This window comes from Staphylococcus simulans (genome assembly GCF_002994445.1).
GTDB lineage: Bacteria > Bacillota > Bacilli > Staphylococcales > Staphylococcaceae > Staphylococcus > Staphylococcus simulans_B.
Genome location: NZ_MRZJ01000003.1, coordinates 246,490 through 268,150 on the forward strand (window position 1 = coordinate 246,490; position 21,661 = coordinate 268,150).

General features: G+C 37.7%; 25 protein-coding genes. 22 read left to right on the top strand and 3 right to left on the bottom strand.

The annotated features are described in order from the left end of the window. Positions 1-127: 127 nt before the first annotated feature. The 12 genes from C7N65_RS06245 to C7N65_RS06300 all read left to right on the top strand — a co-directional run bounded on the left by C7N65_RS06245 (position 128) and on the right by C7N65_RS06300 (position 11,897). Complete coding sequence (locus C7N65_RS06245) at positions 128-1,378, top strand: cysteine desulfurase (RefSeq protein ID WP_199790658.1); 1,251 nt, start codon at positions 128-130, stop codon at positions 1,376-1,378. Further along, positions 1,368-1,838 (top strand): Fe-S cluster assembly sulfur transfer protein SufU, encoded by a 471-nt coding sequence (gene sufU / locus C7N65_RS06250; protein ID WP_105993614.1) that lies wholly within the window; start codon positions 1,368-1,370, stop codon positions 1,836-1,838. The genes C7N65_RS06245 and sufU overlap by 11 nt, the downstream gene beginning before the upstream one ends. 196 nt (positions 1,839-2,034) lie before the next feature. Beyond that, the gene (gene sufB, locus C7N65_RS06255) at positions 2,035-3,432 is read left to right on the top strand and encodes a Fe-S cluster assembly protein SufB (RefSeq protein WP_105993615.1); all 1,398 of its coding nucleotides are present in this window, start codon (positions 2,035-2,037) and stop codon (positions 3,430-3,432) included. A 253-nt stretch (positions 3,433-3,685) separates the two neighbouring features. Continuing rightward, positions 3,686-3,922, top strand: coding sequence for a hypothetical protein (locus tag C7N65_RS12535; RefSeq protein WP_158698102.1), 237 nt, complete (start codon positions 3,686-3,688; stop codon positions 3,920-3,922). A gap of 625 nt (positions 3,923-4,547) precedes the next feature. Continuing rightward, positions 4,548-4,811, top strand: a complete 264-nt coding sequence (locus C7N65_RS12540) for a hypothetical protein (RefSeq protein ID WP_158698103.1) — start codon at positions 4,548-4,550, stop codon at positions 4,809-4,811. Between the two features lie 217 nt (positions 4,812-5,028). Then, a complete protein-coding gene (locus C7N65_RS06270) occupies positions 5,029-6,075 on the top strand; it encodes a hemolysin family protein (RefSeq protein WP_105993618.1) in 1,047 nt (348 codons plus the stop codon). 14 nt (positions 6,076-6,089) lie between these two features. Further along, on the top strand, positions 6,090-7,154 hold the full coding sequence (locus tag C7N65_RS06275) for an NAD(P)H-dependent flavin oxidoreductase (RefSeq protein WP_105993619.1): 1,065 nt from the start codon (positions 6,090-6,092) through the stop codon (positions 7,152-7,154). Positions 7,155-7,274: 120 nt separating this feature from the next. Beyond that, on the top strand, positions 7,275-8,123 hold the full coding sequence (locus C7N65_RS06280) for a DUF72 domain-containing protein (protein ID WP_105993620.1): 849 nt from the start codon (positions 7,275-7,277) through the stop codon (positions 8,121-8,123). A 13-nt stretch (positions 8,124-8,136) separates the two neighbouring features. Then, positions 8,137-8,961, top strand: a complete 825-nt coding sequence (locus C7N65_RS06285) for a sulfite exporter TauE/SafE family protein (protein WP_105993621.1) — start codon at positions 8,137-8,139, stop codon at positions 8,959-8,961. Between the two features lie 15 nt (positions 8,962-8,976). After that, positions 8,977-10,296, top strand: coding sequence for a bifunctional metallophosphatase/5'-nucleotidase (locus C7N65_RS06290; protein ID WP_105993622.1), 1,320 nt, complete (start codon positions 8,977-8,979; stop codon positions 10,294-10,296). An 82-nt stretch (positions 10,297-10,378) separates the two neighbouring features. Beyond that, positions 10,379-11,311, top strand: a complete 933-nt coding sequence (gene lipA / locus C7N65_RS06295; protein ID WP_105993623.1) for a lipoyl synthase — start codon at positions 10,379-10,381, stop codon at positions 11,309-11,311. Between the two features lie 196 nt (positions 11,312-11,507). After that, entirely contained in the window at positions 11,508-11,897 is a 390-nt protein-coding gene (locus tag C7N65_RS06300; RefSeq protein ID WP_105993624.1) for a YutD family protein, read from the top strand. A 41-nt stretch (positions 11,898-11,938) separates the two neighbouring features. On the opposite strand, the gene C7N65_RS06305 is transcribed toward C7N65_RS06300, so the two are convergent. Next, a complete protein-coding gene (locus C7N65_RS06305) occupies positions 11,939-12,232 on the bottom strand; it encodes a DUF3055 domain-containing protein (protein WP_105993625.1) in 294 nt (97 codons plus the stop codon). Between the two features lie 103 nt (positions 12,233-12,335). Here C7N65_RS06305 and hepT point away from each other — a divergent pair, with 103 nt between their 5' ends. The 8 genes from hepT (at position 12,336) to dltD (ending at position 19,190) form a co-directional block, all read left to right on the top strand. Further along, positions 12,336-12,770: a type VII toxin-antitoxin system HepT family RNase toxin gene (hepT, locus tag C7N65_RS06310; protein WP_105993626.1), complete on the top strand. Its 435-nt coding sequence runs from the start codon at positions 12,336-12,338 to the stop codon at positions 12,768-12,770. Beyond that, positions 12,771-13,550 (top strand): TIGR01457 family HAD-type hydrolase, encoded by a 780-nt coding sequence (locus C7N65_RS06315; protein WP_105993627.1) that lies wholly within the window; start codon positions 12,771-12,773, stop codon positions 13,548-13,550. It abuts the gene before it with no gap. Between the two features lie 8 nt (positions 13,551-13,558). After that, on the top strand, positions 13,559-14,524 hold the full coding sequence (locus tag C7N65_RS06320; protein ID WP_105993628.1) for a 2-hydroxyacid dehydrogenase: 966 nt from the start codon (positions 13,559-13,561) through the stop codon (positions 14,522-14,524). Positions 14,525-14,943: 419 nt separating this feature from the next. Further along, on the top strand, positions 14,944-15,096 hold the full coding sequence (locus C7N65_RS06325) for a teichoic acid D-Ala incorporation-associated protein DltX (protein ID WP_105993629.1): 153 nt from the start codon (positions 14,944-14,946) through the stop codon (positions 15,094-15,096). 16 nt (positions 15,097-15,112) lie between these two features. After that, the gene (gene dltA, locus C7N65_RS06330; protein ID WP_105993630.1) at positions 15,113-16,564 is read left to right on the top strand and encodes a D-alanine--poly(phosphoribitol) ligase subunit DltA; all 1,452 of its coding nucleotides are present in this window, start codon (positions 15,113-15,115) and stop codon (positions 16,562-16,564) included. After that, positions 16,564-17,778 carry a D-alanyl-lipoteichoic acid biosynthesis protein DltB gene (gene dltB, locus C7N65_RS06335; RefSeq protein WP_105993631.1) on the top strand — a complete coding sequence of 405 codons (1,215 nt, stop codon included), beginning with the start codon at positions 16,564-16,566 and terminating at the stop codon, positions 17,776-17,778. The genes dltA and dltB overlap by 1 nt, the downstream gene beginning before the upstream one ends. A gap of 24 nt (positions 17,779-17,802) precedes the next feature. After that, complete coding sequence (gene dltC / locus C7N65_RS06340) at positions 17,803-18,039, top strand: D-alanine--poly(phosphoribitol) ligase subunit 2 (RefSeq protein WP_002433359.1); 237 nt, start codon at positions 17,803-17,805, stop codon at positions 18,037-18,039. After that, positions 18,036-19,190, top strand: a complete 1,155-nt coding sequence (dltD, locus tag C7N65_RS06345) for a D-alanyl-lipoteichoic acid biosynthesis protein DltD (protein WP_105993632.1) — start codon at positions 18,036-18,038, stop codon at positions 19,188-19,190. Before dltC ends, dltD begins: the two co-directional genes overlap by 4 nt. A 176-nt stretch (positions 19,191-19,366) precedes the next feature. Here dltD and C7N65_RS06350 read toward each other — a convergent pair whose 3' ends face one another. Continuing rightward, on the bottom strand, positions 19,367-19,609 hold the full coding sequence (locus C7N65_RS06350) for a NifU family protein (RefSeq protein WP_105993633.1): 243 nt from the start codon (positions 19,607-19,609) through the stop codon (positions 19,367-19,369). A 92-nt stretch (positions 19,610-19,701) separates the two neighbouring features. On the opposite strand from C7N65_RS06350, the gene C7N65_RS06355 reads away from it, so the two are divergent. Next, positions 19,702-20,025 (top strand): YuzD family protein, encoded by a 324-nt coding sequence (locus C7N65_RS06355; protein ID WP_105993634.1) that lies wholly within the window; start codon positions 19,702-19,704, stop codon positions 20,023-20,025. A gap of 68 nt (positions 20,026-20,093) precedes the next feature. Here C7N65_RS06355 and C7N65_RS06360 read toward each other — a convergent pair whose 3' ends face one another. Next, a complete protein-coding gene (locus C7N65_RS06360; protein WP_105993635.1) occupies positions 20,094-21,158 on the bottom strand; it encodes an NAD(P)/FAD-dependent oxidoreductase in 1,065 nt (354 codons plus the stop codon). Between the two features lie 245 nt (positions 21,159-21,403). On the opposite strand from C7N65_RS06360, the gene C7N65_RS06365 reads away from it, so the two are divergent. Further along, positions 21,404-21,640, top strand: a complete 237-nt coding sequence (locus C7N65_RS06365) for a YuzB family protein (protein WP_105993636.1) — start codon at positions 21,404-21,406, stop codon at positions 21,638-21,640. Positions 21,641-21,661 lie beyond the last annotated feature (21 nt).

The following is a 21,661-nucleotide window of genomic DNA, read 5'->3' on the forward strand; positions in this document are numbered from 1 at the left end:
CCAATCAACACGTTTGCTTTCCTCCTTCTCTTTCGACCACTTGAGCAACCAGATCTCAAATGATTCATTAAACCCTGTCTGCTTTTCGTTATTTTGTACGATAGTGATTATTAATGAAGAAAGGTCTGTGGATATAGTGGCCGAAACAACACTAAATGTTAATGAAGTTATAGAAGATTTTCCAATCTTAAAACAACAAGTCAATGGCAAACGCTTAGCTTATTTAGATACAACAGCGACAAGTCAAACACCGATTCAAGTAATCGAAGCAATTGACGATTATTATAAACGCTATAATTCTAATGTTCACCGCGGTGTGCATACACTCGGTTCATTAGCAACAGATGGTTATGAAGGTGCACGCGAAACAGTAAGACGTTTCATTAATGCACGTTATTTTGAAGAAATTATCTTTACAAGAGGTACGACAGCATCAATCAACTTAGTTGCACGCAGCTATGGGGATGCGAATGTTTCAGAAGGCGATGAAATCGTTGTCACTGAAATGGAACACCACGCAAACATTGTACCTTGGCAAGAACTTGCACATCGTAAAGGCGCAACTTTAAAATTCATCCCAATGACTGAAACTGGAGAATTAAACATCGAAGATGTGAAAGCAACAATCAACGATAATACTAAAATCGTTGCGATTGCACACGTTTCTAACGTATTAGGTACAATCAACGATGTAAAAGAAATTGCCAAAGTTGCACACGAACATGGCGCAATTATCAGTGTTGACGGTGCACAAGCAGCTCCGCACATGAAAATTGATGTTCAAGACTTAGATGTTGATTTTTATAGTTTCAGCGGACACAAAATGCTTGGTCCGACAGGTATTGGTGTCTTATTTGGTAAACGCAGCTTGCTTAAAGACATGGAACCGATTGAATATGGCGGCGACATGATTGACTTCGTAGGAAAATACGAAGCAAGTTGGGCAGACTTGCCGACTAAATTTGAAGCAGGTACACCATTGATTGCACAAGCAATCGGTTTAGCAGAAGCTATTAAGTACCTTGAAAATTTAGGCTTTGATGCGATTCATGCACATGAGAAAGAACTGACTGAATATGCGTATGAACAAATGTCTGCGATTGAAGATTTAGAAATTTACGGACCGCCGAAAGACAGTCGTGCAGGCGTAATCACTTTCAACTTGAAAGGTATTCACCCGCACGATACTGCGACAGCTTTAGATACTGAAGGCGTAGCCGTTCGTGCAGGTCACCACTGTGCGCAGCCGTTAATGAAATGGTTGAATCAATCTTCAACAGCAAGAGCAAGTTTCTATATTTATAATACGAAAGAAGACATTGATCAATTAATTAGCGCTTTAAACCAAACGAAGGAGTTTTTCTCATATGAATTTTAATAATTTAGATCAGCTATACAGATCTGTAATTATGGACCACTACAAAAATCCGAGAAATAAAGGTAAATTAGATAACGGCTCTTTAACTGTTGATATGAATAATCCAACATGCGGAGACCGCATCCACCTTACTTTCGATATTGTTGACGGTATTATTGAGGATGCTAAGTTTGATGGTGAAGGCTGTTCAATTTCAATGTCTAGTGCATCTATGATGACTGAAGCAGTTAAAGGTCATTCACTAAAAGAAGCATTAGAAATGAGCCAAGAGTTCTCTAAAATGATGCTTGGCGAAGATTACGAACTTACTGAAGATATGGGAGATATTGAAGCATTGCAAGGTGTTTCTCAATTCCCAGCACGTATTAAATGTGCAACACTTGCTTGGAAAGCTTTAGAAAAAGGAACTGTGGAACGCGAAGGCAAAGCAGATCCTGAATCTGAAGAAAATGCAAAGTAAGTGTAAATAACGGGTAAACGTATGATAACTGGCAAGGTGGTTTCTTACTTGTCAGTTCCATGATAGACTGATTAATACAAGTATTATCTCAGCGCAGGTAATACACTAGCATTTAATCACCAAGAAGCGCTATCTATTTTTGAAATAATGTCACGGGTCAATAAATCGTGTTGATTATATAAAAGGAGTGATTGAAATGGCTAAAAAAGCACCTGATGTTGGGGATTACAAATATGGTTTCCACGACGAAGATGTTTCCATTTTCAGATCAGAACGCGGATTAACAGAAAATATCGTTACTGAAATATCAAGAATGAAGGAAGAGCCAAAATGGATGTTGGACTTCCGTCTTAAATCATTAAAATTATTCTATAAAATGCCGATGCCGCAATGGGGCGGCGACTTGTCAGAGTTAAACTTTGACGACATCACTTACTATGTTAAACCTTCTGAGCATGCAGAACGTTCTTGGGATGAAGTACCAGAAGAAATCAAACGTACTTTCGACCGTTTAGGTATCCCAGAAGCAGAACAAAAATACCTTGCTGGTGTTTCTGCACAATATGAATCAGAAGTTGTTTACCAAAACATGGAAGCTGAATTAGAAGAGAAAGGTGTTATCTTCAAAGACACTGACTCTGCATTAAGAGAACACGAAGAATTATTCAAAGAATACTTTGCTTCAGTTGTTCCAGCTGCCGATAACAAATTCGCAGCACTTAACTCAGCAGTATGGTCAGGCGGATCATTCATTTATGTTCCTAAGAACATCAAATTAGATACACCGCTTCAAGCATACTTCCGTATCAACTCAGAAAACATGGGTCAATTCGAACGTACTTTAATCATCGCTGATGAAGGTGCTTCAGTAAACTACGTTGAAGGTTGTACAGCTCCAGTTTATACAACTAACTCACTACACTCAGCTGTAGTAGAAATCATCGTACACAAAGATGCACATGTACGTTACACTACAATTCAAAACTGGGCAAACAACGTTTATAACTTAGTTACTAAACGTACTTTAGTTCATGAGAATGGTAACATGGAATGGGTTGACGGCAACTTAGGTTCTAAATTGACTATGAAATACCCTAACTGTGTATTAGCAGGAGAAGGTGCCAAAGGCAGCACACTTTCTATCGCTTTAGCAGGTAAAGGTCAAGTTCAAGATGCGGGTGCGAAAATGATTCACTTAGCACCAAACACATCTTCAACTATCGTTTCAAAATCAATTTCTAAAGATGGCGGTAAAGTTGTTTACCGTGGTATCGTTAAATTCGGACGCAAAGCAAAAGGTGCACGTGCGAACATCGAATGCGATACGTTAATCTTAGATAACAAATCAACTTCAGATACAATTCCTTATAATGAAATCATGAACGATGACATTTCATTAGAACACGAAGCGAAAGTTTCTAAAGTATCAGAAGAACAATTATTCTACTTGATGAGCCGTGGTATTTCAGAAGAAGAAGCAACTGAAATGATCGTAATGGGCTTCATCGAACCATTCACAAAAGAACTTCCAATGGAATATGCCGTTGAAATGAACCGTCTAATCAAATTCGAAATGGAAGGTTCTATCGGTTAATCGATATTCTATGGAATTAAAATACTGCAAACAAAGCACGAGCAATGCATACCAATTAGGTAGAAGCATTGCTCGTGTTTTTTAATTCTTGTTATTCACATACTTATTAATGAAGCGTATAGTTGGCTTAAATAGATGATAATATTTAATGGATGAAAGAGACATAATTCCACTTAAAGAAAGTGGGAGATAAAATGGCTAAAGATTTAGACTATGAAAAACTGGACAAAATTAGGATCGCTTATTTCACAGAATGGGGAAAACGAAATGGTTTGACCGAAGAAGAAAAAAGAAGGATGGATTTAACTATCCTAAAGGTTTTGATGAATTGACAAGTGATGAATATAACTATGTGAAATTTAATGTTAAACCTTTTGACTATGACGAAAATGCACTAAAATTATGGGAGTATGTAGATAAATATTTAGAAATAATTACAATAGATGGCGATAAATTTAGAGGATTGAGCTTTGACTTTTTTCTAGATTAAACAGTGGATCTGACGAAGATGCAATTGCTTTGAAAATTAATTACATCGACAACCTCATTGATATTAATGCTGAGAAATATACTTTATGGACAAATTATGATTGTTGCTGTTTTGTCTTAAGTGAGATTGACAAAATCACAATCAAAGATGACATACCCTATATAGAGTACCTTGCGGAGTTTGTGACGATCCATACATCAAATGGAGTATATACAGGTTTTGTAAGCGATAAAAAAAACATGAAGACGTCTATGAACTCAGTATTAAAATATACTATACTGATGAAAAATATAAATTAGACAGTGGCAAAATTTCAAATATTTGGTGGGATACCTATCAAATTAAGACGAAGGATATCAAAGAAATTGAACTTGAAAAGCATATTTTTATTGAGAACACGCCACCTATTAATTTAAAGCGTTTTGTGAATCATGAAGTAGAAATAACTACTTTAATTGGCAATAAGTACACGGGTTATGTTACAGGTGTAGAAGAGACGAAAAAGGATAATACTGAAATTTTAATAATGGACGTTGCAGATTTCAATGTGAATTATAATGAGGCTACAGATGCTATTGAGTTCGAGGCGATATCAAGAGCAGTAAAATTTTTCAAAAGTGCAATTATGAGTATTGAAATAGTAGATAATCCAAAATTAGATGATTATGTAGGCAAGTACGTTGAACTGACAACGCAATCTTATACGCGTTTTAAAGGGCGTGTCAATGCAATGCAATACGATAAAAATGAAGCGTGTATCTTGTTAGAAGTTAACGATGTTCATGAATGGTTGACTACAGATACGAAAGTAGCATTTGAATCAGAGTGTGCGAGTCAACTTTATTCATTTAAAGAAAGTGAGATTCTTTCTATTCAAGAGGTGGAATAGATGGTTCTGAATGTTTACGCTTTAGTCAAAAGATATAAATTTTTATATTCTATAAACATTTCGTCTGAAAATTCGGTACAATAGGATTAAATACTTTCACTGTGCGAAAAAGTGTCAAGTGCATTCGGTTTACATCGTTAGCTGAAAGGGAAAATATTATAGATATAAACGCATTTTCTTGCAAGTGAAAACAGAGTTCTAAGGGAGCGTTGCCACCATGATTATAGCTATCATTATATTAATATTTGTTTCTTTCTTCTTTTCAGGCAGTGAAACTGCATTAACTGCCGCAAATAAAGTTAAATTACAAACGGAAAGCCGTAAAGGTGATCTTAAATCTAAAAAATTATTAACATTACTCAATAGACCTAGAGATTTCATCACAACGATATTGATTGCGAACAACAGTGCTAATATCGTGTTGCCGACATTAGTAACGATTTTAGCAGTTCAAAACGGATGGAATGTCGGAATTGCGTCGTTAGTCATTACTGTTGTTGTAATCATTGTTTCAGAAGTTATTCCTAAATCTATCGCAGCTACATATCCGGATGTGATATCTAAACTTGTTTATCCAATCATTCAATTCTTTGTGGTAATTTTGACACCTATCACAAAAATATTGAACGGTTTAACAGGTTTAATCAACAAAATGCTTGCGAATGATAAATTTCAAAGTCATAGAATGTCGAAAGAAGAAATTCGTACAATGGTGACGATTGCTGGGGCACAAGGTGCTTTTAATGAAAGTGAGCGAGACAGACTTCAAAGTGTTTTGACTTTCGAACAACTGCGTGTAAAGGATGTAGATACTACACCGCGTGTCAATGTGACCGCATTTTCGCTCGATACACCTTATGATGAGGTATATGATATTATTATGACCCACCCTTATACACGTTATCCGGTGTATGATGAGGAAATTGATAACATTGTAGGTGTATTTCATTCTAAATATTTATTAGTATGGAGTCGACATCATGACAAATCATTAGAAGATTACATCTCAAAACCGCTGTTTGTGAACGAGCATAATAAAGCAGAATGGGTGATGCGCAAAATGATTGCATCACGTAAACATATCGCGATTGTGCTCGATGAGTATGGCGGAACGGATGCGATTATTACCATGGAAGACTTGATTGAACAGTTGCTTGGTATTGATATTGAAGACGAAATGGATCAACACGAACAAAATAAAGTCAATGAACGATTAAGACAAAAACAAAAACAAAAGCCTAAACCAAATCAACCAACTTTATAAGGAGTGTTTACCCTATGTGGTTTGAGACAAAAGCGAGTGCAATGCTTGGCATCAAGTATCCTATTATTCAAGCAGGTATGGCAGGCAATACAACGTCTGAACTTGTCGCAAGTGTGAGTGACAGCGGCGGATTAGGAACTATAGGTGCAGGATATTTCAGTTTAGAACGATTAAGCGAAGAAATAGATAAAGTGAAACTTTTAACTGCCAAACCGTTTGCGGTGAATTTATTTGTGCCGAACAAGCAAAAATTGAAACCGGCACAAGTAGATTTAATGAATGCTTGGTTAAGTCCCTACCGCCGTGCACTGGATTTAGAACATCCTGTTGTCAATTTATCAGAGTCTCAACAGCTTGAACGCCAAATTGATATATTAATCGAAAAGAAAGTAGCTGTCGCAAGCTTTACTTTCGGCGTACCTGAAATCAAATTAATTCGTAAAATGCATGAGCATGACATTATTGTGATGGGGACAGCAACTTCAGTTGAAGAAGCTCTGGCAAATGAAGCAGCTGGTGTTGATATTATCGTGACACAAGGCAGTGAAGCAGGCGGACATCGCGGTTCATTCTTAAAACAAGATGGTGAATATCCGATGATCGGCAGTATCTCGCTGATTCCTCAGGTTGCGGATGCGGTGAGTGTACCGGTTATCGCTGCAGGAGGCATTATGGATGGCAGAGGTGTGCTTGCAAGCTTAATTCTAGGTGCATCTGGTGTACAAATGGGTACAGCGTTCCTTACATCCCAAGAAAGCGGCGCAGACATCGCTTATAAGCAAGCTATCCTAAACAGCACAGAAACCTCTACAGTGCTGACAAATGCTTTCAGCGGTAAAATGGCACGAGGCATCCGTAATAACTTTGTGAACTATTTATCGCAATTTAACGGAGAAGTTCCGGAATACCCTATCCAAAACCAATTGACATCAGCGATTCGAAAAGCTTCTACCGCAAACCACGATGATTCGATGATGTCTTTATGGAGCGGTCAAACACCGCGATTAGCGACAAGCCGCTCTGCACAAGAGATTGTAACGTCTATCGTTAATCAAATTGAAGAGATGCGTTTTCGCTAACTGAATAGCATCAATATTAAAGTACTGTGCAGCACGCACAGTGCTTATTTTAATCATGAGAAAGTTGGTTGAGATAAGGTCGTACGTTAAAATATGATAGAATGAAACTGGTGATTAAGTATGATAGAGATAGGGCTGACAGGTTGGGGAGATCATGATTCCCTGTACACTGATCTAAGTCGAAAAACTGATAAATTAAAGACGTATGCGAGTCATTTTCCGGTGGTAGAATTGGATGCATCGTATTATGCGATTCAACCTGAACGCAATATCCGAAAATGGATTAAAGAAACACCTGACCGCTTCAAATTCGTCGTTAAAATCCATCAAGCACTCACGTTGCACGCAGACTACAAAGATTTTGCGGACACACGTGAAGGCTTATTTGAAGATTTTAAATTAATGATTGCGCCATTAATCGAAGCGGATAAACTAGCGATGGTCTTAGTTCAATTTCCGCCATGGTTTGACTGCAAGACACAAAACATTAATTATATTCGATACGTCAGAGCACAACTAAAAGATGTCCCTGTATGTATCGAATTCAGAAATCAAACTTGGTTTAAAGACGGCATGAAAGAACATACATTAGAATTCTTAACGGAGCAGCAGCTTATTCATGCGATCGTGGATGAACCGCAAGTCGGCGAAGGTTCAGCACCGCTCGTCAATCGTATTACAACAGAAACGGCATTTGTACGTTATCATGGCCGTAATCGTCATGGTTGGACCAAACAAGACATGACAGATGAAGCATGGCGTGATGTGCGTTATTTATACGATTATTCAACAAAGGAACTGGAAGATTTAGTTGAAAAAGTACGTATTATTCAGCACAAAGCCAAAAACATATATGTGGTGTTTAATAATAACTCCGGCGGTCACGCTGCCGGTAACGCAAAAGAATTCCAGCGTATATTAGGGATTGATTACGAAGGATTAGCACCGCAGCAATTGAAATTATTTTAGGAAGTGATGGGATATGGTGAGTATTATACTGCTCATTTTAATTGGGGCGCTATCCGCAATTATCGGTTCTATTGTCGGAATCGGCGGCGGATTGATTATTGTTCCGACTATGGTGTATCTTGGAGTGGAGCATGACATGCTGCATGGGATTACACCGCAAATTGCGATCGGAACTTCTTCTATTATTCTAATCGTAACGGGTTTAACCTCAACATTAGGGTATTTAAAATCTAAGCAAGTCGATGTTAAAAACGGTTATGTCTTCTTATTCGGCTTGTTGCCGGGGTCATTGCTCGGCTCCTTTATCAGCCGTTATTTAACATTAGATTCATTCAACCTTTATTTCGGACTGTTTCTGATTTTAGTTGCTGTGTTGTTGTTAGTACGTCATGCAATTAAACCGATTAAAGTATTTGAAAAGAAAAAATATGAAAAAACGTATGTAGATAAAGATGGCACACTTTATCATTATCATGTACCGCCTGTGTTTGCTTTCTTTGCGACATTCTTTATCGGGATTACAACAGGCTTATTCGGCATCGGCGGAGGTGCTTTAATGACACCGTTAATGCTGATTGTATTCAGATTCCCTCCGCATGTGGCAGTAGGTACAAGTATGATGATGATTTTCTTCTCAAGTGTCATGAGTTCCATCGGACATATTTTCCAAGGCCATGTGGCTTGGCATTATGCAATCGTCTTAGTTATTTCAAGTTATCTGGGTGCGAAATTGGGTGTGAAACTCAATCAATCTATGCAATCGAACACAGTGGTCGCATTGCTGAGAACAGTAATGCTGCTGTTAGGGGTATATCTTATTATCAAATCATTTCTATAGAGGAGGCGTCCGAGTTTGAAGTTAACGATTTATCATACGAATGATATTCATAGTCACCTTCATGACTATGAGCGAATTGCTGCTTATTTAGCAGAACACAGACCGTTATTAGACCATCCTTCGCTTTATATCGATATCGGCGACCATGTTGATTTATCAGCACCCGTGACAGAAGCAACGCTTGGCCATAAGAATGTTGAGCTGCTGAATGCAGCACATTGCGACATTGCGACAATAGGCAATAATGAAGGAATGACCATTTCGCACGAAGCATTAAATGCCTTATATCATGATGCAGACTTTGCGGTGACTTGCAGTAACGTGTTTGATGAAGCGGGCAACTTGCCGAATCATCTGACATCGAGCTATATTACAGAAATTGAAGGCACGCGTATTTTATTTGTCGCAGCAACTGCACCGTTTACACCTTTTTACAGAGCGCTTGATTGGGTAGTAACGGATCCGATGGCTGCGATTAAAGATGAAATCGATAAGCAAGAAGGACAGTATGATGTATTGATGGTTATGAGTCATTGCGGTATCTTCTTTGACCGTAAATTATGCGAAGCATTACCTCAGATCGATGTGATTTTCGGTAGCCATACGCACCATTATTTCGAACAAGGAGAAATGAAGAACGGGGTGTTGATGGCAGCGGCCGGAAAATACGGTCATTTTTTAGGCGAGGTCACTCTGGAAATCGAAAATCATAAAGTTGTACATAAAGAAGCGGTGATTCATCCTGTTGAAACACTGCCGCAAGTAGAGACGCACTTCAAAGAAGAAGGCAAAGCACTAATGAGCGACCCGGTCGTTGATCATCCGGTCAGCTTGCCGAGAAGAACGGATGTGATTACGAAAACCGGTTATCTGCTTGCAGAAAGTGTGTATGAATTTACGCATGCGGATTGTGCGATTATCAATGCCGGTTTAGTCGTTAAAGGTATTGAAGGTCCAAAAGTGACAGAGTTTGATGTTCATCAAATGCTGCCGCATCCGATTAATTTAGTAAGAATCAAAATTACAGGCAGAGATTTGAAACAAGTTATCTTAACAGCCGAAGAGCAGGATTATATGCATGAGCATGCACAAGGACTTGGATTCAGAGGAGATATCTTCGGCGGCTATATTTTGTATAATATGGGCTATATCGAGTCAGAAGCGCGTTTTTATGTACAAGGCAAAGAAATCGATGATGACCATGTCTATACTTTAGGTACAGTAGATATGTATACGTTCGGACGTTATTTTCCTCTGTTTAAAAATCTGCCTACAGAGTATTTGATGCCAGAGTTTTTAAGAGATATTTTCAAAAAGAAACTATTAGAATTATGAATTATAGGTAATAGCGTTTTCATTTTCTGATAAATTCGTTATAATAGTATGAAGATAAGTACACAGGAGGGTATGTGTTGTTATGGCTACTAAAAATGATGAAATTTTACGTAAACCAGATTGGTTGAAGATAAAGCTTAACACGAACGAGAACTATACTGGTCTGAAAAAGATGATGCGTGAAAAGAATTTAAACACTGTTTGCGAAGAAGCAAAGTGTCCGAATATACATGAATGTTGGGGTGAGCGCCGTACAGCTACATTTATGATTTTAGGTGCAGTTTGTACACGTGCTTGCCGCTTCTGTGCAGTTAAAACAGGCTTGCCGAACGAATTAGACTTAGGTGAACCAGAACGTGTTGCAGAATCAGTTGAAATGATGAACTTAAAACATGTTGTTATCACAGCGGTTGCGCGTGATGATTTACGTGATGCAGGTTCAAACGTTTACGCTGAAACTGTAAGAAAAGTAAGAGAACGTAATCCATATACGACAATTGAAATTTTACCGTCAGATATGGGTGGGGACTATGATGCATTAGAAACATTAATGGCATCAAAACCTGATATCTTAAACCACAATATCGAAACAGTACGTCGTTTAACACCAAGAGTACGTGCGCGTGCAACTTATGATCGTACTCTAGAATTCTTAAGACGTTCTAAAGAATTACAACCAGATATTCCGACTAAATCAAGTATCATGGTTGGCTTAGGCGAAACAATCGAAGAATTACATGAAACAATGGATGATTTGCGTGCAGCAGATGTTGATATCTTAACAATCGGTCAATATTTACAACCATCACGCAAACACCTTAAAGTTGAAAAATACTATTCACCATTAGAATTCGGCAAATTACGAAAAGTAGCAATGGACAAAGGATTCAAACATTGCCAAGCTGGCCCATTAGTACGTAGTTCTTACCATGCAGATGAGCAAGTTAACGAAGCTGCAAAAGAAAGACAACGTATCGGTGAAGAAAAATTAAATGAATCTACTTCAGAAGCGTAATAGAAATGAATGAATAACAATAGGGGGGAAGCGGACTGCATCAGTCCGCTTCTTTCGTTGTTTCACGCCCATTTTGTTGTATAATGTGAGGTAAGCCCTACGTGTGCATAGGCAAAAAGTATGCATCACGTTAAAACTGTGTACTACACTGAGTAAAAAGAAGAAACAATCAAAATAGAATTGTTAGGTGACATAGATGATTAAAGCAGGAGATAAATATTTTGAAATGATAGAAGAGTATCGTGATTGTTTTGATGAAGAACAATTTGCGGACCGCTATTCAGAGATATTAGATAAATATGACTACGTAGTCGGCGATTTCGGTTATGATCAGCTGCGCTTAAAAGGATTTTATAAGGACTCTAACAAAAAAGTAGAAATCAGCAAACGCTTTGCGACAATACAAGACTACTTATTAGAGTTCTGTAATTTCGGATGTGCCTATTTTATTTTAAGACGTATACCTGAAAGAGAATTAAAAAAGTTACATGCACAACATAAAGATGACACTTTAAAAAGCGATAAGCTGCATGATGTAAAAATAGCACCGAGTCTTCCGAATGACCATAAGAAAAAGGACAGCTGATGAAGTACCAGCTGTCCTTTAGTATGTTTAAAACAATTATTTTAATATTCCCCGCTGTCGAAAGTACCGCTCGGGATAACATCTTTCAAGTATTCAGTCAGTTCTTCGCCTTCTGCTTCGCTGACACCTAAGATATAAGAGATGTAGCCGTCTTCTGCTAAATCGTCCGGACCAATGATGCCGAATTTATTCGTCTGCATATTTAAGACTAATACTTTCCCGTAATGACGGTTGGTTTGAAAGAGCATTAAATCATAACGGCTTTCTTCACCGACCATACCTACATATTGTACATCAGCTTCTTCGTTATCATCGTATAAAAACATATCTATCATGATTTCTTTGACTCCTTTGTACATGTTGTTTTCTCAAGTATATACAGAAATGATTTGTACTGCAAAGATGTGATATGATTGAGGGGATGAGGAGATGAAGAATATGTATTTTGTTGATAAAGATAAATTGACGTATAAACTGAATTACTTACAAAAATTAACAGAAGATTATTCAGAAAATAAAGAGAACCATTATGCATTTGAGCGTATTGCACAAATGCTCATAGAGTCTTCAGTAGATATCGGCAACATGGTGATTGATGCATTTGTATTGAGAGATCCGGGAAATTATAAAGATGTGATCGATATTCTAGAATTAGAAAAAGTGATTTCTGCAAAAACACAACAGGGTATAAATAAAACTGTAGATGTACGCAGACGCTTTGTACATCAATATGATCAATTGGATACAGATGATCTGATCCCGTTATTTGATGCTTCGCTTGAAGACTATAGAAATTTCATTGATGAAGTTGTCAATTTCTTAAATAATGAAAATGTACCTGTTACAGCATTTGGAAAAGGAGATAAGAAATAGATGAAACAATACAAAGGTTATCTGATTGACTTAGATGGCACAATGTATAAAGGCGCTGATCCGATTGACGGTGCCAAACAATTCATTGATTATCTAAATCAAAATAACATCCCGCATCTTTATGTGACGAACAACTCTACAAAGGTGCCGGAGGATGTTGTGAAGAAACTGGCTGAGTTTGGTATTGAAGCGAAACCAGAAGAAGTGATTACCTCTGCTTTAGCAACAGCAAGCTATATTAAAAAAGAAAACGAACATGCGTCGATTTATGTTATCGGCGAAGGCGGTATTCGTACAGCACTGCTGAATCAAGGTTTAACACTTATAGACGACACGAATGTGGATTATGTCGTTGTTGGTTTAGATACGCATGTCAATTACGACAAACTTTCACAAGCGACACTTGGTGTGCGCAACGGTGCGAAATTTATTTCGACTAACCAAGATATTTCAATTCCGAATGAACGCGGCTTCTTGCCAGGCAACGGCGCAATCACAAGTGTGATTGCCGTGTCGACAAAAGTACAGCCGACGTTTATCGGCAAACCGCAGCCGATTATCATGGATATGGCTATGGATGTCATCCGATTACCTAAAGAAGACGTTGCGATGGTCGGTGATTTATACGAAACAGATATCATGTCAGGTATTAATGCCGGGATCGACACGATTCATGTACAAACAGGTGTAACCAGCAAAGAAGAACTCGCAGAGAAGCCAACACAACCAACGTACACATTCAAAGACTTGAATGAGGTATTAAAAGACTTAGAAGGGTAGGTGTTACGATGACCAAAGTGTTAGTGACACGTAAAGTACCAGACAAATTTGTACAACAGTTAAAAGAATTTGCGGATGTAGAAATGTGGAATGAAGAATTCGTTCCGATGCCGCGCGATAAATTTTTAGAAGAAATCAAAGATGCGGAAGCAGCATTTATTACACTAAGCGAAAAAATCGATGAAGAAACATTAGAAGCGGCGCCGCATTTAAAAATTGTAGCCAATATGGCAGTAGGCTATGACAATATCAATGTTGCTTTAGCAGCAGAAAAAGGTGTGACTGTAACCAACACACCAGGTGTCTTGACAGAGACTACTGCAGAACTCGGCTTTACCTTAATGCTTGCGACAGCACGCAGAATTGTAGAAGCTGAACAATATGTCAAAGACGGCGAATGGAAAAGCTGGGGACCGTATTTATTAGCAGGCAAAGATGTGCACGGTTCTAATATCGGTATCTTCGGTATGGGAGATATCGGCAAAGCATTTGCGCGCCGCTTGAAAGGCTTTGAGGCCAATGTGATGTACCATAATCGCAGCCGCCACCGCAGAGCTGAAAAAGAACTCGGTGTATTGTATGTATCATTTGATGAATTGCTTGAAAACAGTGACTTTGTCGTTTGTACAGCACCATTAACACCGCAAACCAAAGAAAAATTCAACGCAGCAGCATTTAAAAAAATGCGCAACGATGCAATCTTTATTAATATCGGACGCGGGGCAACTGTCGTTGAAGAAGATTTGATTCAAGCATTAGAAGACGGTGAAATCGGCGGAGCAGGACTTGATGTCTTCAGAGATGAACCGATTTCGGCAGATCATCCATTGCTTAAATTTAAAAACGTAATCGCCTTGCCGCATATCGGCAGTGCGACGGTCGTGACACGCGACAGAATGATTCAGTTATCAATCAACAATGTGAAATCAGTGTTGCAAGGACAACCTGCAATTACGCCTGTTACTGATAAATAAAAAAGAGAGAATGCAGTTTTACACACTGATGCACAGTAGGTAAAACTGCATTTTTCTGTGTAAATAGGTGTAAGTCCAAAGCATGATTTAAGGATATGTAAAAAGTATTACAATAATGTTATGTGAGTAAAGATTGTATTTCAAGAGGAATAGAAGTAAAATGTAAATACTCAAAATTTATTGATAATCGCATGATTGCATATCAATGCAAAAACATTAAAAGTATGCAGCTATGTTTGACACAGTTGTGTTGGCGCTTGAAATCGGTAAAATAATGCTTTATTTTTCAAGGATACAATTGAAAATACATGAGAAAAAGATTATAATGAATTATATTTTTGTTGAATTGGGAAAGACGTTCGACAGGAATGATTGAGTCGAAGTAAAAAAGATTAACTACCTGATAAGAGGGGTGTAAGATGAAATCAAAAGAACCCAAAGCAACTTCGGAAACTTTTAACAAATTAAAACCATATTTATTGACTGCTCTTTATTTAGCGATATTCATTACATTGTATCTGATATATGGCTCAGGAGACACACACAACAACTTTATTTACAATGAATTCTAATTAAGGGAGTATAGTTATGACAGAAATTATTAGTGCACTAAGACGTATTGCGACAAACCAACCTGATACTATAGCAGTGAGACATATAGACGAAACATTAACTTATCAACAGTTGGATGAGTTATCAAACAAATTAGCATCATTGATTCAAGACAGCAAGACACCCATCGTACTATATGGTCATATGTCGCCTTATATGATTGCGGGTATGCTGGCAGGTATTAAAGCGGGATGCGGCTATGTGCCGATCGACACATCAGTACCAGATGATCGTACAGCAATGATTATCAACAAAGCACAGCCTGAATTTATCTTTGATGTATCCAACCATCAATTAGCATTCGAGCAAGGCACAGTATTAACGACAGCATCTTTGGATGAGGCTGAAAATATTGCGTTTGAACCTCGAATGAAAGCAGAAGATATCGTATATACGATTTTCACTTCAGGTTCTACAGGCGAACCTAAAGGCGTTCAAATTCAATACGGCAGCTTAGTAGAGTTTGCGGAATGGATGAAATCGCTCAATCAGTTCGGAGAAGGATTGGAATGGTTGAACCAAGCGCCGTTTTCATTCGACTTGTCTGTAATGGCCGTTTATCCATCTCTTGTGACAGGCGGAACTTTGAACTTAGTAGATAAGGATATGATTAAGAAGCCTAAGCTGCTTAATGATATGCTGCAAGCTACACCGATTAATGTATGGGTTTCAACACCATCATTTATCGAAATGTGTCTGCTTTTACCAACATTAGATGAAAAACAATATCCAAGTTTGAAAGAGTTTTTCTTCTGCGGTGAAATCTTGCCGCATCGTACAGCTAAAGCATTAGCACAGCGTTTCCCTTCATCTGTGATTTACAATACTTATGGACCGACGGAAGCTACCGTAGCAGTCACAAGTGTACAAATTACAGAATCTGTACTAGAACGTTTTAATCCGCTTCCTGTCGGACAAGCACGACCTGGTACGACACTATCAACTACAGAAGAAGGCGAGTTGCTGATTGCAGGGAATAGTGTCAGTGCAGGCTATTTGAAAAACGAAGAGAAAAACCAAGCAGTCTTCAGCGAAACAGATGGACAACGTGTGTATCGTTCTGGAGACAAAGCTAAATTCGAACATCGTCATTGGTTCATCCAAGGACGAATCGATTTCCAAATCAAAATGAACGGTTATCGTATGGAACTCGAAGAAATCGAGTCAGTGCTGCGTCAATCTGATTTAGTGAGAGAAGCGGTCGTTGTACCGGTTTATAAAAACGGAAAAGTCACTCAATTAATCGGTGCTGTTGTACCGGCACAAACAGTTGAAGACAGTGCGCAGCTTTCGCACGATATAAAACAAGCATTAAAATCCAGCTTACCCGAATACATGATTCCAAGAAAATTTGTATGGATGGATCAATTGCCGTTAACGAACAACGGAAAACTAGACCGTAAGAAAATTGCTGAGGAAATTAATTAATGATTCCTTATGGTACGTTTAGTTTCTTCCTGATTGCATTTATTATTCTTATACCTGTTATTATTTTAGGTTTCTTAGGTAAGCGAAGCTATATCTATAATGGTATAAGTACTGCAATAATGATTGTGCTTATCTTTTCTTCTGACAAGCTCAACTTGTTCGGACAAAAGTATTTAAGTATTCAGCTGATTAGTTTTGTTATCTATGTATTATGGCAAGCCTTGCTGATTATGTGGTATTACCATTCACGTCCTAAAAAGAATACATTCTTGAAATTCTTTATCGTGATGGCCTTGTCTATCTTGCCTTTAGCGATTGTTAAAGTCTTAACAAGTACATGGCTTGGCGGTCAGCAAATCCAATTCCATGAGCATAAACTGATTCAATTTGTAGGTTTCTTAGGGATCTCTTATGTTACATTCAAAAGTGTGCAGTTAATCATGGAAATCAGAGACGGTTCAATCAAAGAAATCAAATGGGGCAAAGTCTTCCAATTCATTTCTTTCTTCCCGACTATTTCATCAGGGCCGATTGACCGCTACAAACGTTTTGTAAAAGATGATAAAAAGGTACCGACGAAAGACGAATACCGCGGCTTGATTTTAAAAGCAGTGCATATGATTATGCTCGGGTTCCTTTACAAATATATTATTGCGTATTTTGTGAACCAATACGGTGTGACACCGCTTCAAGCGAATTTACACGGCTTTACAAATTATTGGTTGTACATGTATGCCTATAGTATGTATTTGTTCTTTGACTTTGCAGGCTACAGTTTGTTTGCGATAGCATTCAGTTATATTTACGGTATTAAAACGCCGCCTAACTTCAATCAGCCGTTCAAAGCGAAGAACATTAAAGACTTCTGGAACAGATGGCACATGACTTTATCATTTTGGTTCCGTGATTGTATTTATATGAGATCTTTATTCTTCATGTCTAAAAAGAAATTATTAAAAAGCCAATTTGCGATGTCAAATGTTGCTTTCTTTATAAACTTCTTTATCATGGGTATTTGGCACGGAATAGAAATTTATTACATTGTATACGGACTTTATCATGCGGCAGGCTTTATCGGCTATGGCTATTATGAGCGATGGCGCAAAACACATCCGCCGCGTTTTAATAACAAGTTCACAACGGCACTCAGCGTTATTATTACATTCCACTTTGTCACATTCGGATTCTTAATCTTTTCAGGCAAATTGATTTAATTATAAAGGAGACTTAACAATATTATGGAATTTAGAGACCAAGTATTAGACTTATTAGCAGAAGTAGCAGAGAACGATATCGTGAAAGAAAATCCAGATGTAGAGATTTTTGAAGAAGGCATTATCGACTCTTTCCAAACAGTAGGATTACTGTTAGAAATTCAAAACAAATTAGACATTGAAGTATCTATTATGGACTTTGATCGTGATGAGTGGGCGACTCCGAATAAAATTGTTGAAGCTTTAGAAGAACTTAGATGAGTTCAAAATTAAAACCGTTTTTGCCGATATTCATCAGCGGCGCAATCTTCATTATATTTGTATTGCTGCCATCTAGCTGGTTTACAGGTCTCGTTAATCAAAAGACACTAGCAGAAAACCGCATGTCTTTAACAGACCAAGTATTAAAAGGGACTTTGATTCAAGAACGCTTGTTCAATCATAATGATAAATATTATCCGATTTACGGATCAAGCGAATTAGAAAAAGACGATCCTTTTAATCCAGCTGTCGCATTAAACAAACATAATGCATCTCGCCAACCTTTCTTAATTGGTACAGGTGGGAATACAGACTTGGTTAATGGTATTGAGCTTGCATCTAATTATGATGAATTAAAAGGAAAGAAATTTGCTTTTATTATTTCACCGCAATGGTTTACAAACCATGGGTTAACCAATCAAAATTTTGATGCACGTGTATCTCAAAACCAAATTAATCAATTGTTCCACCAAAAAAATATGAGCAATGAATTGAAACAGCGTTATGCAAAACGTTTACTGCAATTCAAACACGTCCACAACAAAGACTTTTTAAGAACAACAGTAGAAAATAAAGGCAAAACGGATGGGAATTACATTTCTAACTTCAAAGAAAATCAATTAGTCAAAATCGAAGCGATTAAAAGCTTAGCGAATTTTAAAGATGTTCCGTTAGAACATGTAAAACCTGTAACAGATGAAAAGGCCTCATGGTCAGAAATGAGAGATGTCGCAACGCAATACGGCAAAGCACATTCTCAATCCAATGAATTCAAAATCCGTGATAAATATTGGAAATTAATCAAAGCGAATAAACGTAAAATCAATCGTGATTATGAATTTAATATCAACTCACCAGAATTCAGCGACTTGAAATTATTAGTCGATACTATGCGAGAGGCAGGGGCTGATGTGGAATATATCAGTATCCCAGCCAACGGTAAATGGTATGACCATATTGGTGTAGATATTGAAAAACGCGAACCAGTTTATAAAAAAATCAACAAAACCGTTACTGAAAACGGCGGTAAGATTTATGACATGACAGATAAAGACTATGAACCGTATGTTATTACAGATGCAGTTCATATCGGCTGGAAAGGCTGGGTTTATATTGATGAGCATGTCGCACATCATATGAAAGAAAAGTAATGTATTTAAACACAAGTGGTATGTTAATATCATTTGTGTTTTTTTATGCTTAAGCAGATTAGAATTATCATTTTGCAAGATGGATTAAATGACAGTGTTATCATCTAGACAAAATAAAAAAGCACAGCTGGATTTACAGGCTGTGCTTATCGCGTAAGACGATTTATTTAAATGAATTAGAAGACTTGTTCTACTTCAACGACACCAGGTACTTCTTCAAGTAATGCACGTTCAATACCTGCTTTTAGTGTAATAGTTGAGCTTGGGCATGAACTGCATGCGCCATGAAGTTGTAATTTAACAATACCGTCTTCAACATCGATTAATGTACAATCTCCGCCATCTCTTAATAAGAATGGACGTAAACGTTCAATGACCACTGCGACTTGATCAAACATAGTTGTATTTTCAGTTGGCATGGATATATCTCCTTCCAAGTATATAATTTCATTTTTTGCTTGTTTATTTATTATAATAGACTTAGAGAAAAAAATCTATGGAGGGGAACCAAATGACTAAAGTTAGTGTAGTAGTTTATGGGGCAGATGTGGTGTGTGCAAGTTGTGTGAATGCGCCGACATCTAAAGATACGTATGACTGGCTTCAAGCATTATTAAAACGTAAATATCCAGATATCAACTTTGAATTCACATATATCGATTATCTGAAAGATACAGAAAACTTAACAGATCACGACCAACAATATATTGAACAAATCGAAAACGACGAATTGTTCTATCCATTAGTTACAATGAATGATATGTATGTGGCGGATGGTTATGTACAACTCAAAAAAATCACAAGATTTATAGATGAACACTTTGCGCAAGCTTAAAATTGTGTGAGACATTAAAAAAGCTCGAGTACTAAATATCAGTGCTCGAGCTTTTCTTATCCTCTATTTTAACCATTATGATATTTGTATAACCATAAAACACCCGATTTCAAGATAGAAGCAATGCGACCTGTTAAAGGTCTGTCCATGACATAAGCAAAGCCTTGTTTGTCTCCTAATGAACCTAGGAAGCCTTGAACTTTAAGTTCATCCATTTTGTCAGGCAATGCTTCGCCTTTCCATTGTTTCTTCAAGACATCGGCAATTTGGTCGCCTTGAACTTCAGCTAATTGTGCACTCGGCGCATGCGGCAAGTTGGCACAATCACCCACAACATAGACATTGCGGTAGGTTGGTACTTGGTGATATTGGTTGATAATCACTGCACCGTTTTTACTGACATCTACCGGCAAGTTGCGGACAACTGAAACAGGCTGAATACCTGCAGTCCAAACTACGATATCGACTTCTTCAGGGTCGCCGTGGTTGTAAATATACCCCGGTTCGACTTTGTCGATATTGGAATTCGGTACGACAGTCACATTATGTTTATGGAACCATTTTTCAATAAAACGACTTAATTTTTCTGGGAAACGTGCTAAAATACGTTCGCCGCGATCATACAGTTTGATGTCTAAATCTGAACGACTCTCACGTAATTCGCTGGCAAGTTCAATCCCGCTTAAACCTGCGCCGACAATTGCCACTTTAGCCCCCGATGGCAATTCGTTAATCGTATGATACGTTTTACGTGATTTAGATAAAGTCTGGATACTGTATGTGTATTCTTCTGCCCCTGGCACGTTATGATACTTATCCTCGCAACCAAGTCCGATAATAAGTTCATCATAATCTACTTTCGTGTCACCCACTGAGATGATTTGTTCATCTAAATCAATAGACGAAATTTCACCGTAAACGATGTTAAGCTTCTCAGATTCCGGAAAACTTAATCGCACATCTTTATCTGATTTTGTACCAGCTGCTAACGCATAATATTCTGGTTTCAAACCATGATAAGGCATACGATCAATCAAAGTGATAGTGTAGTCCTCAGGTAAATCATCAGGCAAGATATGCGATAAAATACGCATGTTGCCGTAACCGCCACCTAACATTACTAAATTCTTCATTCCGATAACCCCTCTAATCAAGATTTATATAACGCTGTATCACTGCTTGATGACTGGAAGATATGTTAAATTGTAACCAGCGTCATTTTAGATGTTAATTCTAAAAATATGCTTTCATTTATTATAATCTTTTTTGATGTTGCATACAAACAATGTTTCGATTGAGAAAAAATCATACGAAACCCAAGAGAAATTGAACCAGGTATGTTATAATTGTATGACTAAAAAATAACAAGAGGTGCATTATGAATCCAATAGTAGAATTTTGCATTTCAAATATGGCAAAAGGTGGAGACTATGTATATAACCAGCTGGAACAAGATCCAGGTGTAGACGTATTAGAATACGGATGCCTGCAAAATTGCGGGGTTTGTTCAAGCGGCTTGTATGCATTAGTGAATGGTGATATTGTTGAAGGTGAATCGCCAGACGACTTATTACAAAATATTTATAAGCATATAGAAGAAACTTGGATTTTCTAGTTTCGAACGAGTAGTTTCTTA

What these genes read in the sequence shown, in the direction of transcription:
- sufU (WP_105993614.1), top strand. Translation starts at nt 1,368, where the DNA reads ATGAATTTTAATAATTTAGATCAGCTATACAGATCTGTAATTATGGAC.
- sufB (WP_105993615.1), top strand. Translation starts at nt 2,035, where the DNA reads ATGGCTAAAAAAGCACCTGATGTTGGGGATTACAAATATGGTTTCCAC.
- C7N65_RS12535 (WP_158698102.1), top strand. Translation starts at nt 3,686, where the DNA reads ATGGGGAAAACGAAATGGTTTGACCGAAGAAGAAAAAAGAAGGATGGA.
- C7N65_RS12540 (WP_158698103.1), top strand. Translation starts at nt 4,548, where the DNA reads ATGAGTATTGAAATAGTAGATAATCCAAAATTAGATGATTATGTAGGC.
- C7N65_RS06270 (WP_105993618.1), top strand. Translation starts at nt 5,029, where the DNA reads ATGATTATAGCTATCATTATATTAATATTTGTTTCTTTCTTCTTTTCA.
- C7N65_RS06275 (WP_105993619.1), top strand. Translation starts at nt 6,090, where the DNA reads ATGTGGTTTGAGACAAAAGCGAGTGCAATGCTTGGCATCAAGTATCCT.
- C7N65_RS06280 (WP_105993620.1), top strand. Translation starts at nt 7,275, where the DNA reads ATGATAGAGATAGGGCTGACAGGTTGGGGAGATCATGATTCCCTGTAC.
- C7N65_RS06285 (WP_105993621.1), top strand. Translation starts at nt 8,137, where the DNA reads ATGGTGAGTATTATACTGCTCATTTTAATTGGGGCGCTATCCGCAATT.
- lipA (WP_105993623.1), top strand. Translation starts at nt 10,379, where the DNA reads ATGGCTACTAAAAATGATGAAATTTTACGTAAACCAGATTGGTTGAAG.
- C7N65_RS06300 (WP_105993624.1), top strand. Translation starts at nt 11,508, where the DNA reads ATGATTAAAGCAGGAGATAAATATTTTGAAATGATAGAAGAGTATCGT.
- C7N65_RS06305 (WP_105993625.1), bottom strand. Translation starts at nt 12,232, where the DNA reads ATGATAGATATGTTTTTATACGATGATAACGAAGAAGCTGATGTACAA.
- hepT (WP_105993626.1), top strand. Translation starts at nt 12,336, where the DNA reads ATGTATTTTGTTGATAAAGATAAATTGACGTATAAACTGAATTACTTA.
- C7N65_RS06315 (WP_105993627.1), top strand. Translation starts at nt 12,771, where the DNA reads ATGAAACAATACAAAGGTTATCTGATTGACTTAGATGGCACAATGTAT.
- C7N65_RS06320 (WP_105993628.1), top strand. Translation starts at nt 13,559, where the DNA reads ATGACCAAAGTGTTAGTGACACGTAAAGTACCAGACAAATTTGTACAA.
- C7N65_RS06325 (WP_105993629.1), top strand. Translation starts at nt 14,944, where the DNA reads ATGAAATCAAAAGAACCCAAAGCAACTTCGGAAACTTTTAACAAATTA.
- dltA (WP_105993630.1), top strand. Translation starts at nt 15,113, where the DNA reads ATGACAGAAATTATTAGTGCACTAAGACGTATTGCGACAAACCAACCT.
- dltB (WP_105993631.1), top strand. Translation starts at nt 16,564, where the DNA reads ATGATTCCTTATGGTACGTTTAGTTTCTTCCTGATTGCATTTATTATT.
- dltC (WP_002433359.1), top strand. Translation starts at nt 17,803, where the DNA reads ATGGAATTTAGAGACCAAGTATTAGACTTATTAGCAGAAGTAGCAGAG.
- dltD (WP_105993632.1), top strand. Translation starts at nt 18,036, where the DNA reads ATGAGTTCAAAATTAAAACCGTTTTTGCCGATATTCATCAGCGGCGCA.
- C7N65_RS06350 (WP_105993633.1), bottom strand. Translation starts at nt 19,609, where the DNA reads ATGCCAACTGAAAATACAACTATGTTTGATCAAGTCGCAGTGGTCATT.
- C7N65_RS06355 (WP_105993634.1), top strand. Translation starts at nt 19,702, where the DNA reads ATGACTAAAGTTAGTGTAGTAGTTTATGGGGCAGATGTGGTGTGTGCA.
- C7N65_RS06360 (WP_105993635.1), bottom strand. Translation starts at nt 21,158, where the DNA reads ATGAAGAATTTAGTAATGTTAGGTGGCGGTTACGGCAACATGCGTATT.
- C7N65_RS06365 (WP_105993636.1), top strand. Translation starts at nt 21,404, where the DNA reads ATGAATCCAATAGTAGAATTTTGCATTTCAAATATGGCAAAAGGTGGA.